Raw genomic sequence first — 13,786 nt, 5'->3', positions numbered from 1 at the left:
GGTGCGTCCATCCCGTGCGATTAACGCTTTTGTGTTTGGGGTTCTTTCTATGACACCTGGTAAGGTTGTTCTATAATACTGGTGAGGTTGCATATCAAGCGTAAGGATGGGTGTATGCAAAAGGACGTTCGCACAAACTTTGAAGAGAAAGTTTCCTATATTGCTCGAGCTGTCACGGGCATGACGATTACGGATCATAGCAGTTTCCTCGCGGTTGACTGCGGCTTGCCAAGCGATACATTTAACGTCCTGGTGATCAGGGATATGTCCGCACGAGCCGAGTTATTGGCGACGGTTGACCGTTTTAACGCCAAAGGCTTTCCTCTGGCGGTATGGTTCTGGAAGAACGACGTTGAGGACGCCGATCTTGCAGAGTTTACCCGGCATGGACCCTGGCATGCCGAAACTCACGTTGCTATGTGTGCAGATCTCTCTGAGATCCAGGCGCTTTCTCTTCCTATCACGGAATTAGAGATCAAGCAGGCCATAACAGCGAGCGGCCTGTTGCAGTTCGGAGAAGCGATAGCTGCTCTTTTTGGAGATTCAGACGAAGGGCGTCAAGTGCTCACATATTTTCAGCGTCTCAGTGAACACTCACCCGGCATGTTCCCTGCTATGCTCCACTACCTTGGCACGTTTCATGGTACCGTCGTTGCCACCGGCACGCTCTTTGTTGGCAGCGAGACGATCGGGATCTATGATATTGCTACCCACGCCGACTACCGCCGAAGAGGCTTTGGCAGCGCCATGTTTCAGTATCTGTTGAAAGAGGCCTGTACCTGGAACCGCCGCTTCTGTGTGCTGCAAGCTTCACAAGAGGGTCTGGGAATCTATGAGAAGGCGGGCTTCAGAGCTGTTGGTACTGTTCAAACATTTGAAAATCGCGGGCATGGATTAGCTGCGCTATAATTATGGAAGAGCTGCATTTTTGCTTGATGATCGTCAGCAAAAAGTAAAAGGTAGATACAGGAGCGAGCATGGACGTTGTAGGCCTGTTTAATCTGGTAGGGAATGTTTTTCTAGTTGCCATTATTCTTATAGTTTTACTTGCAGGTATCGGCTATGCCTTGATCCGCTATTGGAAGAAATACCGCTGGGCTGCTAACTATTATTCTACTCTGCTGGTGGTGTTGCCGTCTCGTACAACTCTGTATATCAATCGTTCCTGGGCCTGGCTGTGCCTTCGCGAGTACGAGCACGCACTGGCGGATTGTGAGCAGGCCATCAAGCTGAACGATCAAATCGCGATGGCCTATAACAATCGGGCGGCGGCCTATCTGGGTTTAAATCGATATCAGGATGCGATCCGGGATGCCCAGCATGCCATTCAACTGGATGATAAGTTGTGGTTAGCCTATTGTAATCGCGGGTGTGCCTTGTCTCGTTTAAAGGCCAACGAACAGGCAGTAAAAGACTTTGATCTTTGTATTGAGCAGCAGCCAAACGTGCCCAATCAATACTTTGGCCGGGCCGACTGTTATCTTCGCCTTCAACAATATGAGCTCGCGATTCAAGACTATACCAGGGGTATTGAGTTGAACGCGCGCGCCTGGAATGCTTACCACAATCGAGCATATGCCTATATGGCTATAGATGATGTCGAGCGCGGCTACGCTGATATCTGCAAGAGCTGTGAGCTTCATCCATCGGAATTAATACACCGTTTGTCTAAAGCATGGTTTGAATTCTGCATTGATCCCCGGCTAACCCCTGTCCGAGTGGAAGAATTTGCAGCTCTATCTACGCTGGAGCCCCAAAAAGCCTCTTTGCGCCATTCATATCAAGGCATGCTCTACTGGCTACGGGGTGAGTACGAGCAGGCGCTAACACAGTTTGAACTAGGGATAGAGAGCGAGCCATACCATAACGAGGACAACTATTTCTGGTCTGGAATGGCGCTAGCTGCGCTGGGACGCTACGACGAGGCCGCGAGAGCCATAGATTATTCCCTGAAGCAAGGCCAGTTGCGCTTCTTTCTTAAAACCCTGGCGCTCTTAAAGGACGAACACGCTGAATTTGTGGCGCAGTATCCATCTATTTAGCAGCCGGAGTTTCATCTTTTAGCGCGGAGACTTGATATCATGACAAAGCAGTTTTCGAGTTTTAGTCCAATGGCTCGGGAGATGGTGGACCTTTCGCTGACCTGGCAGGATCGCTACTGGAACGCTGAAACCGGTTTGCTCAAGATGGAGTCGGACAAAGATGAGGACAGTATGTCCACACCGATTCCTTTTGTGCACCATATCCGTGAAACGATCTGGTATGCGCTAGGATTGCTGCAACGCCAGGCAGATGGCGATCATGCACGCGCGCTGCAAGCAATTCAAACGGTGCTGCACTATCAGTTCGATGAGCCGGGGAAGCCCTATGATGGTACGTGGTATCGTTTTTTGGAAGAGCCACACCCCGGCGAGGGGATCATCTGGCGCGATTATGATCCCAACTGGCGGGAATTCATTGGCAGCAGCCTGGCGATCATCCTGTGGGACTATGAGACGGAACTGCCCCCGGAATTGGTGGCGAGCATCGATGAGGCACTGCGCAAAGCGATTCGGGGAGCGTTAGCTCGTGGGTTGTCCGCTTCATACACCAATATCGCGCTGATGCATGCCTTCCTACTGGACTTTACCGGTAAGCGGTTTGGCAATCCCGACTGGGTGGGCATGGGCGAGGCATACGCGCGCGAGATCTATCACCTTTTCGTGCCGAACCATGCTTTCGCGGAATTTAACGCCCCGACCTATTATGGCGTGGATCTTTATGCCCTGGGTCTGTGGCGGAGCTATTCAGCGTCCGCGCTACTGCAACGGTTGGGAGCAGAAATGGAAGCGACTCTCTGGCGAGACATCGCGTTGATGTATCACGCGGGGATGAAAAATATGACCGGCCCGTTCGATCGTGCCTATGGCATGGATATGCAAAAGTATGCTTCGCTTATCGGCATGTGGATCTGGCTGGCGGCCGGGAGAGCGTTCGCGCCATTTCCAGATGTCACGCGACCATTTGCTCATCACCACGATTTCGCGTATGTGCCGTGCTATGTGGCCGTAGGCGTTAGCGTACCGGGAGACGTGCTGCCCCACCTCAAGACCTTCCAGGGAGAGCGCCAGGTTGAGCGCGTGATCGCCGATGATCCGCGCCGGGTGGTAAGCGCCTGGATCGGCCAGCGTCTCTTGCTGGGTAGTGAAGAGACCAGTTATAGCTTTCCCGCGAGCGATCAATTTCATCCTGTCACGATCCAGTGGACAAGCGAACAGGGCCAGATCGATTGGATCCGGCTGCTGTATCGCACCAATATACTGATCAATGCACGCGCCGAAAAGAACCGCATTGTTTGCTCTATCATTGGAGACAGCGATGAGAACCCTGACGTTATCTTCCAGATTTTTACACCAGATGTCCACCGGGCCGCATTTCAACATGACCGCTGGCAACTTGCCGGGCTAACCGTTGATGTGGAAACGAATGCCTCGTTGCATACCAGCATACAGGCCGACGGTCCCCATTACGACCTACATTATACCTCCGCAGACATTCCTCTCGGCACCCCAATACGTTTTGTGCTCACAACAAAAGAAGATTCATAGGTGGTAGTAAGCGCGAAGGAAGAGTGGTCAGGTTTTAGGGCGAAGAGAGCGCAATCGGCGCGAAGCGTGGGCAGCTCAACCATTGGCTGCTTGAAAAACTGCTCCCCATCTTGCTTTTCCATGAACATTTGGTAAATTGGCATACTCGCGGGAAGAGCAATGAGGAACCATGAGGCTGGTCAAGACGAGGAGCAATCGGTATCCGTCAGGCTCCTCAGATGGAGTGGCTATTCAGACTCCGCTTCGCTTTCGTGCATCGATGGCGTATAGGTCAGACCGACCAGGATACCCTCAGGGCTCAGGAGACGGGTCACTGTCTGGCCCCATGGCTCCTTCTTCGCTACTATCAGGAGCTGATAGCCTTTTGCCTTTAGCTCTTCAGATGCCTGGGCAACGTCTTCGACATCAAATTCGAGCCAGGAGGTGGGAACTGGCAGATCGGCTGGCCATTCGTTCACGCCAAAACAGGACTGAGCTGCCTGTGAAAGCGGCCACAGGGCAAATGTTTTGACTCCCTGAAGACCTTCAGTGTGCAAATAGCCGTCAGTTTCTTCTTGGAAAGAAAGGCCCAGGCTCTCTTGATAGAACGTTGCGCTTTTCTGCCTATCTGAGACGATCGGCCCGAAGCCGACGACGAACAAGACCTTCATCATCTTCTCTTCATACTGCAAAACATTGACAATGTCCTGAATATGGGTGGTGAGACTCACGCCAGGGGAACCAAGATGGACTCGCTCGCCTAATCCGGAAAGCGTCGGGGTAAAAACCTCGTGACCAGCAGACCGGAGCAATGGAGAGACTTTCTTCCAAATCCAGCCACCCGACCAGGCTCCATGAACAAGAACAAATATTGCCATAGATCTTCTCCGAGAAAGAAAAATGAAATGACGGTGCGTCCGGCCCATGCTGCCTTGATGCTCACCATTGCTGTAAACGTACTCCATCCAGCATCGAGAATCGACTTGTTTAATCCGGCTTTCGCCGCCGCTCCATTGGGAAGATACGTTCCGTTTGTGAATTCGGGCCCACCCGCACGTTGGGTGATAAACTGTGCAAGAGAGCGACGAGGGGTTGCGAAACCTGGTCAGCGATTCTGGCAGCGCAGATAGGCGAGAGGTTTCACCTGCAATGCAAGTGAGTCGCAGAATGTTGGGATTTACAATCTCTCTTTGCTCTCTTCCGCTAGCGGCAAAGCAAGAGAAATACTCCCTTCTTTCTCACTCCAGAGATATCCTCCATGTTCGTGCAAAATCTTATGATCCAGCGCAAGACAAGCTTCCATCTCGTCCTGTTCAAGTTGCCGTACCAGTGCTTCAAACTCCCTTTCTCTTTCGGGGGTGAGTTTTGGCAGATCACTTCCAAAGCGAGACGTTATTTTCGCTTCCCGACCCATGGAATTTGGAAAGGGCTCAAGATGGATCTCGGCAGGCACAGTATCCGTATATCTTACGATTATTTGGTTGAAGAGGATATGTTCAAAAAGCACCTGCATCCAGAAAGGATCACACATAATAAAAAGCGGCTGAGCAGGCATGTACACTTGCAAGACACAATTGGGACAGAGTAGAACGCGTTGCTCTATGACTAGTCCAAGTAAGACCACGAGATCAGTTCGGACAAAGTGCTGACAGAGCGGCTCATCTGTTGCCTCAGACGAGAGCTTGCGCAGTTGAACTAGCAGATTATTCAAGCGTATTTCTCGATCTTGCATCGTTCGCAAATAGCCTAACTCGCGCTCATTTCGAACTTGCCAGACATCCCGTGTTGGGGGAAGGGTTCTTGAGCCTGAGCTGAGATCGCCTTCTGTAACAGGTGCCGATATCCGGAAAGCACGGCCAGCCCATTGCCCACTTCATGATGGATCAGTTTGAGCAGCGCGTAATTGATCGGAGCCTCTCTGATGCGCTTGACCAGGTCGCTTTCGCTTATTGCCATGTTCGTTTTTCCTCTCTATCCCAGCACTTTTTCACTTTTGAAACCCTCTCTTGTCTACACGATGGCGCAAGCTAACTCTGATACATGGCCAAAGCCCCTTTCTCGCGTGGCTTTTGCTTGGCTTTCCTTTTCCACCCTACACAATGAACTCGACCAGAAGAACACGTCTCACTCACAAAAGAAACACCTGGTTGTCGGCCAGATGCTTCTCCTCTTCGGTAGAGAGGTGCCTTTCTCTTACGACTTCGTAACCGTTATCCAGAACTTAGACATTTATGGACAAGCCATATCTGATGTCTGGTTCCTGCTTCATCCAGGGCAGTTTCACTTGATATTGCTATCAAGCCAGCGCTGCCCTGTCCACAGGCTTCAATCCCGTGTAACTCACGGTACTCCTCGCTTATGCCAGGTCTGCCAGATTATAGGATGCGTTGACATCACGATCGATCACCAAACCGCATGCATGGCAAACAAAGACGCGTTCGCTTAAATCCAGTTCTTCCCGCACGGCTTTGCAACTTGAACATGTTTTACTGGATGGCTCCCACTGTGAGACAAATTTCACTTGGATGCCTGTCTCCAGGGCTTTGTATTCTACCTGACGTCGAAACTCAGCAAATCCAACATCGGCAATTGCTCTGGAAAGACTTCTGTTTTTGAGCATACCTGCAACGTTGAGATCTTCCAATACGATCACGGCGGGTCTCACATCACGCGACTTGGTTTTCATCACGATCTGTGAGGTGGCTTTGTGAAGCGTATCTTTGCGTATATTGGCAATATGAGCATGCAGACGAGCAAGTTTGCGCGTGGCTTTCACTCTATGCTTGCTTCCTTTCTGCTTGCGGGAATGCTGACGAGAAGCACGTCGTAACTTCTTGAGGTGAGAGCGCAATGCTTTTGGATTTGCAATGACAGTACCATCAGAGGCGGTGGCCAACGCCTTGATGCCCAAATCAATACCGATGACCTGACCAGTAGCTTGTACTGGATCAGGGACAGTCACCTCAACCTGCACACTCACAAACCAGCGACCTGCTTGCTCCGAGACGGTGGCTGATAAAACCTTGGCGGTGGTTGGGAGATAGCCATGCTCATGGAGTCGCAGGGTTCCCAGGCGGGGAAGTTGAATACCATCCGCGAAAACATGGATCGCACCTGTGAGGCGAAAGGAACCGATGCCTTTCTTTTTGGATTTGAAACGGGGATAGCCGAGTTTGCCTCGATATGTGCCTTGCGCCTTCAGTTTGGCTTTTCCAAAGAAGTTCTTAAATGCCTTTTCGAGATTGCGCAAGGCTTCTTGAGGAGCGCACTTGCTCACTTCGTACATCCACGACAGTTCGGTCTGCTTCAGGGCGTTTAATTCCTTATGCAAGCTCATGGCGTTGGGAGTTTTCCGGCCAGCCTGGTATTCCTCCTGATACCGTTGAAGCCCCCAATTGTATGTATATCGAGCTGCACCTGCATGTTTCAGGCATGCAGTCTTTTGCGCATTATTGAGATCCAGTTCTGTCTTGTATCCGCGTATGACTTTCATGCCTGGGTTCCTTCCCTTTGACCTTTTCGTATTCCTGATCGATTAATTGTTCGAGTAAATCAATCATTGATATGTTGTTGATGGCAGCAACGATCTTCAATTTTTGCAAGGAATGTCGCCAGATTTTTGTGGTAACACGCTCTTTTTTCATGTACTCATTGTACACCATTTACTCCTTTTTATCAAGAGAATAATCGCTGATAAAAGGATATACATGTCCATAAATTTTAAAATTGATTTCAACCCCTCGTCGCTCTCTTGCACAGTTTATCACCCAACGTGCGGGTGGGCCCGAATTCACAATAGGTATGCGCAACAGGCCGCTTCCAGCGCGGATTCACTTTGAAAGAGCCAGTCGATTCCAAACATTCGCGCTAAATTCCCACCCTTGAGCTCAAAAACCGTCGAACATTCATGCTATTTACCAAGTTGACAGAGCCGGTCTGGTGGAGTTATCCGAACTACCAACTCAATGCTGCTTCTTGAACCCGCTCATCCCAACTAGAGACTTGTTGGAAACACATCTCCAGACGCATCAGAAAAATCTGTTGATCGCTTATGCTTGGGATAATGAATAACTTCCTATCGAAGATCTAGAAAAAGGAGCAAATAGCATGAATACCATGCAAGCATCATCTGTTGTCGGCAATACACGAAAACCCCTGTCACTGACCAGACTATTGTTGCTCTGCGGAGCCATCGCCGGTCCCCTCTTTATCTTGACCGTGCTCATTCAGGACTACACGCGTCCGGGTTTTGACCCACGGCTCGATATGCTGAGCCTTCTCTCTCTTGGGGACTGGGGATGGGTTCAGATGGTGAACTTCGTACTTGCTGGAGTACTCAATCTCCTCTATGCGGTTGGTCTCTGGAGGAGACTGCATCCTGGGCGAGCCGGAACATGGGGACCGCTCTTGATCGGGGCCTATGGACTCGGTCTTGTGACTGTTGGTTTTTGTCGGACTGACCCTGCCAATGGGTTTCCTCCAGGATCTCTTGCCGGAACTGGTCCCTCCTGGCACGGTGCGATCCATGCTCTGGGCGCCCTTTTCGTCTTCGTTGTTCTGGCGGCAGCCTTGGCGGTCTTTGTCCGGCTCTTCCTCGCACACAAGGAGCGCGGGTGGGCGCTCTATTGTCTGGCAAGTGCAGTTCTTCTCCTCCTGTGCTTTTTTGTGGGGTCGTAACTAATTTTAAAATATACAGACATCCATGCCCTTTTCTTGGCATATATTCCCTTGAAATAATGGGGTAAATAGTGTACAATGGGTACATGGAAAAAGAACGTGTGACCACAAAAATCTGGCGGCACTCTTTACAGAAATTAAAAATTGCTGCCGCCACGAATAATGAGTTGATGATTGATTTGCTAGAGCGGATCATCGACCAGGAATATGAACGAGTGAAAGGGAGGGAGCTCAGGCATGAAGATGACACGCGGATACAGAACCGAACTGGATCTGAATAATGCGCAAAAAACGACGTGTCTTCAACATGCTGGCGCAGCTCGGTGGGCATACAACTGGGGACTCAAACGGTACCAGGAAGAGTATCAAGCTGGTCGCAAAACCCCCAATGCAAAAGAACTCAATGCCCTCAAACAAACCAAACTGTCATGGATGTATGAAGTCAGCAAGTGCGCGCCTCAAGAGGCATTGCGTAATCTCGAAAAAGCATTTAAAAACTTCTTTGGAAAAACCAAGCTCAAGAAACAGGGTAAATATCGTGGCAAGCTTGGTTATCCCAGGTTTAAGAGCAAGAAGAAGGGCATTGGCTCCTTCCGCTTGACGGGCACGATTCACGTCTTTGAGGATCGCATTCAGCTCCCCCGCATCGGGATAGTGCAACTGCATGAACGTGGATATCTTCCCACGGCAGCGAAGATCTTATCCGCAACTGTCTCCGAGCAGGCGGGCCGCTGGTTTGTCAGTGTCCAGGTAGAGGAGTCCATCCCTGAACCCCAAGAGGCAACGGGAACAGTCATTGGCGTTGATCTGGGTGTGAAGGCGTTGGCAACGGTGTCCAACGGGATAACGATTGCTAATCCCAAGGCGTTACGATCCAATCTCAAGAAATTGAGGCGGGCGTCGCGTCAGCATTCCCGTAAACAAAAAGGGAGCAAGAATCGAACAAAAGCTACCCGGAAGTTAGCCCGCCTGCATGCGCACATTGCGAATATTCGGAAAGACACGCTCCACAAGGCAACGTCGCAACTGGTGATGAAAACCAAGTCACCGAACAAGAAGCCTTCTGTGATTGTGTTAGAAGATTTGAATGTGTCAGGGATGCTCAAGAACAGGCATCTCTCAAGGGCTATTGCCGATGTCGGCTTCTATGAATTTCGACGCCAAATTGAATATAAAGCTCAACAATCAGGTGTCCAGGTAAAATTTGTGTCTCGCTGGGAACCTTCCAGCAAGACCTGCTCAAGCTGCAAAGTTGTCCGAGAAGAATTAGATGTAAGCGAACGTGTCTTTGTCTGCCATGTATGTGGTTTGGTCATCGACCGTGATTTGAACGCCTCTTACAATCTGGCAGACTTGGCTTGAGAGAGTACCGTGAGTTACACGGGATTGAAGCCTGTGGACAGGGCAGCGCTGGCTTGGTCGGAATATCAAGTGAAACTGCCCTGGATGAAGCAGGAACTAGACAGCACATGTGGCGTGTCCATATTTGTCTAAGTTCTAGATAACGGTTTACCAATGCGGCGTTTATGGCGCGTCTCGTGCGGCTCGGGGTGCTCATTGGTTGGATGGCCGCATCAATGATTGCCATCAAGCTGTTCTGCACACCAGATAAAATGCAACAGACACGAGACCAGTAACCCTCTCTCGGCCAGATTGTTTCTCAAGAAACGCTCTCGGCACCCCAATATGTTTTGTGCTCACAACAAAAGAAGATTCATAGGTGCTGGGCTTGCCCCAGCTTGCCGCGAGCCGCAGCGAGGCGGCCCCGTTGATCATGCCCCCAGCATGCTCGCCCTCGTCGTTCGGTACCTCGTGGCGGTTTCTGTGCCCAAAAGCGAGGGTTCCTTTTGGGCACCGCGTGGGGCGAGGGATCATTATACGAGGTACATAGTCGCTGGGATACGGGGCCCCACAAACGGTGGGGCAAGCTGGGGCAAGCCCAGCACCTATGTTTTTTTTCTCTTTTATTGTTCCTTTTCGTTTGCGGCACGAAAATTGGGAGGGTTGTATTGTCTGGTGTTCCATTGTATACTAGTAACCACTATAGTGGTTACTAGTATTGGAGGGCTTTATGACGACGGTTGATCTTTTGCAGCAGCTCGGTCTGAATAAGTACGAGGCGGAGGCATACTATACGTTGCTGACGCGGGGGGCGCTGACAGGGTATGAGGTGGGGAAGTATTCGCAGGTGCCGGGTTCGCGTAGCTATGAGGTGCTGGAGCGTTTGCTGGAGAAGGGGCTGGCCCTGGTTCAGCCGGGAGATCCGCCGCGCTATACGGCCCAGGACCCGCAGACGGTGTTTGCGCGCTTCCGCGCTTCGATGGAGTCGACTCTAACGACGTTGACGACGACACTGGCCGCGCTGGCCCGCTCCAACAGCCTGAGTGAGTTCTGGGTGGTGCGTGGTCAGCAGCATATCCTGGCGCAGGCGGTGACGCTGGTCTCACAGGCCCGCACCAGCCTTGATCTGATTATCCCTGCGCATCGCGATCTGGTGCAAGCCATCGACCAGGCGCGAGCGCGTGGCTGCCGCATCTTCCATGCTCCTACGGATGTGCAAGACGACAATGTTGTCCTGCTGGTGCGCGATGGCCGTGAAGCGTTGGTCGGGACGCTGATCCCCGCTGAGTCTTGCCAGGCCGTGCTGAGCTCTAACCAGGCGTTACTGGAAACGCTGCATGGGTATTTTCTCTACCGGCAGTTGCCCGACTGGCTACCGTCTGAGGTGGCGACGGCATCGATGCATCAGCAGGATGTGGCGTGGATGGATTGGGAGGCCCGCAAACAGCGTCAACTGCGCAATAGTGCTGGAAATCGGGTTGCGTAATCTTATGTTGAGTTAGTGAGAGGAAAGGATATTCCTTTATCATGTCATACGATATTCATGACCTGGCCCTGGCCGAGCGTGGCCAGCAGCGGATCAATTGGGCGGCGCGCCATATGCCGGTGCTGCGCCAGATCACTGATGAGTTCGCGGCCGAAAAACCATTTCAGGGCAGGCGCATCGCGGCCTCCTTGCATATCACGACCGAGACTGCTGTGTTGCTCTCCGCACTGCAGGCCGGCGGGGCGGAGGTCGCGCTGTGTGCCTCGAATCCGCTCTCGACGCGCGATGATGTCTGTGCAGCCCTGGTTGAGCGTGGCATCGCGGTCTATGCCCGTTATGGAGAGGACCTGGCCACCTATCAGCGCCACATGGAGCAGACGCTGGCTATTCAGCCGCACCTGGTGATGGATGACGGCGCCGACCTCATCGCTGTCCTGCATAGCCGTCCCGAGGAAAACACGGTGCTGGCCGGGATCGAAGAAACCACATCCGGGGTGATGCGGGCTAGAGCCATGGCCGACCAGAAGGTGCTGCGCTTTCCTGTAGTCGCGGTCAACGATACGCCAACCAAGCGCTATTTCGATAATCGCTATGGGACGGGCCAGAACACGATCGATGGCATTTTGCGCGCCACCAATGCGCTGCTGGCAGGCGCGACCTTCGTCGTGGCCGGCTATGGCTGGTGTGGACGCGGCATCGCCATGCGCGCCCGTGGCATGGGATCTCGCGTCATTGTCAGCGAGATCAACGCCACGCGTGCCCTGGAGGCGATCATGGATGGCTTCCAGGTCCTGCCGATGCATGAGGCGGCTCCCCTGGGCGACATTTTTGTGACCGCCACCGGCATGGCGGGCGTGATTCGCCGCGAACACTTTCTGACCATGAAGGATGGCGCCATCCTGGCCAACTCGGGTCATTTCGATGTCGAAGTCGATACTGCCGGCCTACGCGACCTGGCGATTGGGGAGGCGCAGCTACGTGAGCACATGACAGAGTTTGAGTTGCCCAACCAACGTAAAGTCTACTTGCTCGGCCAGGGGCGCCTGATCGGTCAGGCGGCCGCAGAAGCCAGTCCGGCCGCCATCATGGACCTCAGCTTTGCCGATCAGGCGCTCTCCACGCGCTACCTGCTGGAATCGTATCAGCAGCTTGCCCCGGGCGTCTATGATGTGCCGTCCGAGATCGACGAGCGTGTGGCCGCCCTCAAGCTGCGTGCCCTGGGCGTACAGCTGGACACGCTCAACCAGGATCAACTGGCCTATCAACATGCCTGGCAAGTGGGGACCGCCTGAGCAAAAAACATGCAAGGCGCTCGTTGGAAAATGAACACCTTGCATCTGATTTCACTTCTGCGATACGCTGGAAAACATATACTGGTTGCTTACTTCTCGGCAAGGAAGGAGTAAAGGGCGAACTGGTTAGTATACAGTCAGTGGTGCGCTCAAAGGCCTCGCTGTGTACGTATGGAGGGGCCTTTTGGTGTTGAGTGAGCACAAAAAGCTCATCTTCAGAAGTGGCATCAGAAAGGATGTTTTCCATGGCAACTGTCGCTAGCGATCCCCGCGAGTCTTTGCTTGATAAGACGACCCTGGCCTTCCTCAAAAACCTGGAGGCCCAGGGTGGGCCTCCCCTCTACACTTTAACTCCTGACCAGGCACGTCAGGTGCTCGTCTCTGTACAAGAGAGTGTGAAGGTTACGAAGCTTCCGGCTGAGATTGAGGATCGTAAGATTTCTGGTGGCCCAACGGGCGAGATCTCGTTGCGAATTGTGCGCCCTCAGGGTGCACTCGGAGCATTGTCTGGTATTGTGTATTGTCATGGTGGCGGCTGGGTGCTTGGTGATAAAGAGACCCATGATCGCCTGGTGCGTGAAATCGCGAATGGCGTGCAGGCAACGGTGGTGTTCGTGGACTATGATCGATCCCCGGAAGCACAGTATCCTGTGGCGGTCGAACAGGCGTACGCTGCATTGCTCTGGGCAGCTGAGCAGGGGCCAGCTATCGGTATTAATTCATCGCGCCTGGCTGTCTGTGGTGATAGCGTTGGCGGAAACATGGCAACGGTACTGACCATCCTGGCCAAAGAGCGCCAGGGCCCCAAACTGACCTCTCAAGTGCTCTTGTATCCAGTCACAGATGCGGGCATGAATACCCCTTCCTATCAGCGCTATGGCGATGGCGCTTACTGGCTTTCCGCAGCCGCCATGAAATGGTTCTGGGACAGCTATGCACCTAACGTCGCTTTGCGCAACGATTACCATCTCTCGCCCTTGCAGGCGCCGCCTGAGCTGTTGAAAGAGCTCCCACCGGCCTGCATTATCGTGGACGAGAACGATGTGCTACGCGATGAAGGGGAAGCGTATGCTCACAAGTTGCAGCAAGCCGGTGTTTCTGTTGCACCTATGCGTGTCCTGGGTACTATTCATGATTTTGCCTTGCTCAACCCCATTGCGGAAACAGCGCCAGTTCGTGCTGGCATCGCACAAGCCATCTGGGCGTTACGCAAGAGTTTAGTCTGATCGATCCAGTATTGAGTGCCAACATCATTGATACAAAAGAAGACGCATGAGCAATCCGACAAATACACATGCGTCTTCTTTTACATTCATCCAGCCTTTCCTGCGCAAATCCACTATCAGTGCCTCGACAAAAAAATACTTTTGTGAAACCTTCCACTGCTTTTTTGTGTTATAGGGAAGGTGAAACAAATTATACAT

At 52.3% G+C, this 13,786-nt stretch carries 13 protein-coding genes; 9 read left to right on the top strand and 4 right to left on the bottom strand.

What is annotated here, in order from left to right:
* The first annotated feature begins 114 nt into the window (after positions 1–114).
* The 3 genes from JMI88_RS32575 to JMI88_RS32565 all read left to right on the top strand — a co-directional run bounded on the left by JMI88_RS32575 (position 115) and on the right by JMI88_RS32565 (position 3,587).
* Positions 115–909 (top strand): GNAT family N-acetyltransferase, encoded by a 795-nt coding sequence (locus tag JMI88_RS32575; RefSeq protein WP_201366207.1) that lies wholly within the window; start codon positions 115–117, stop codon positions 907–909.
* A 68-nt stretch (positions 910–977) separates the two neighbouring features.
* A complete protein-coding gene (locus JMI88_RS32570) occupies positions 978–2,042 on the top strand; it encodes a tetratricopeptide repeat protein (protein ID WP_201366206.1) in 1,065 nt (354 codons plus the stop codon).
* 39 nt (positions 2,043–2,081) lie between these two features.
* A complete protein-coding gene (locus JMI88_RS32565) occupies positions 2,082–3,587 on the top strand; it encodes a DUF8769 domain-containing protein (protein WP_201366205.1) in 1,506 nt (501 codons plus the stop codon).
* A 227-nt stretch (positions 3,588–3,814) separates the two neighbouring features.
* Here the strand turns inward: JMI88_RS32565 and JMI88_RS32560 are convergent, their stop codons facing one another.
* The 4 genes from JMI88_RS32560 to JMI88_RS32545 all read right to left on the bottom strand — a co-directional run bounded on the left by JMI88_RS32560 (position 3,815) and on the right by JMI88_RS32545 (position 7,059).
* Positions 3,815–4,444 carry an alpha/beta fold hydrolase gene (locus tag JMI88_RS32560; RefSeq protein WP_201366204.1) on the bottom strand — a complete coding sequence of 210 codons (630 nt, stop codon included), beginning with the start codon at positions 4,442–4,444 and terminating at the stop codon, positions 3,815–3,817.
* Positions 4,445–4,743: 299 nt separating this feature from the next.
* Positions 4,744–5,121, bottom strand: a complete 378-nt coding sequence (locus JMI88_RS32555; RefSeq protein WP_201366203.1) for a hypothetical protein — start codon at positions 5,119–5,121, stop codon at positions 4,744–4,746.
* A gap of 191 nt (positions 5,122–5,312) precedes the next feature.
* A complete protein-coding gene (locus tag JMI88_RS32550; protein ID WP_201366202.1) occupies positions 5,313–5,522 on the bottom strand; it encodes a hypothetical protein in 210 nt (69 codons plus the stop codon).
* A gap of 400 nt (positions 5,523–5,922) precedes the next feature.
* On the bottom strand, positions 5,923–7,059 hold the full coding sequence (locus tag JMI88_RS32545; protein ID WP_201366201.1) for an RNA-guided endonuclease InsQ/TnpB family protein: 1,137 nt from the start codon (positions 7,057–7,059) through the stop codon (positions 5,923–5,925).
* Between the two features lie 614 nt (positions 7,060–7,673).
* Between JMI88_RS32545 and JMI88_RS32540 the strand changes: the two genes are divergently transcribed.
* The 6 genes from JMI88_RS32540 to JMI88_RS32510 all read left to right on the top strand — a co-directional run bounded on the left by JMI88_RS32540 (position 7,674) and on the right by JMI88_RS32510 (position 13,588).
* Positions 7,674–8,243 carry a DUF998 domain-containing protein gene (locus JMI88_RS32540; protein WP_236023163.1) on the top strand — a complete coding sequence of 190 codons (570 nt, stop codon included), beginning with the start codon at positions 7,674–7,676 and terminating at the stop codon, positions 8,241–8,243.
* A gap of 101 nt (positions 8,244–8,344) precedes the next feature.
* Positions 8,345–8,524, top strand: a complete 180-nt coding sequence (locus JMI88_RS32535; RefSeq protein WP_201366200.1) for a hypothetical protein — start codon at positions 8,345–8,347, stop codon at positions 8,522–8,524.
* Positions 8,481–9,605: an RNA-guided endonuclease InsQ/TnpB family protein gene (locus JMI88_RS32530; protein WP_201366199.1), complete on the top strand. Its 1,125-nt coding sequence runs from the start codon at positions 8,481–8,483 to the stop codon at positions 9,603–9,605. Before JMI88_RS32535 ends, JMI88_RS32530 begins: the two co-directional genes overlap by 44 nt.
* A gap of 709 nt (positions 9,606–10,314) precedes the next feature.
* Positions 10,315–11,070, top strand: coding sequence for a TrmB family transcriptional regulator (locus JMI88_RS32520; protein ID WP_201366198.1), 756 nt, complete (start codon positions 10,315–10,317; stop codon positions 11,068–11,070).
* Positions 11,071–11,111: 41 nt separating this feature from the next.
* On the top strand, positions 11,112–12,362 hold the full coding sequence (locus JMI88_RS32515; protein WP_201366197.1) for an adenosylhomocysteinase: 1,251 nt from the start codon (positions 11,112–11,114) through the stop codon (positions 12,360–12,362).
* A 245-nt stretch (positions 12,363–12,607) separates the two neighbouring features.
* Positions 12,608–13,588: an alpha/beta hydrolase gene (locus JMI88_RS32510; protein WP_201366196.1), complete on the top strand. Its 981-nt coding sequence runs from the start codon at positions 12,608–12,610 to the stop codon at positions 13,586–13,588.
* Positions 13,589–13,786 lie beyond the last annotated feature (198 nt).

This window comes from Dictyobacter formicarum (assembly GCF_016587435.1).
This window is presented reverse-complemented; position numbering and strand designations above follow the sequence as displayed.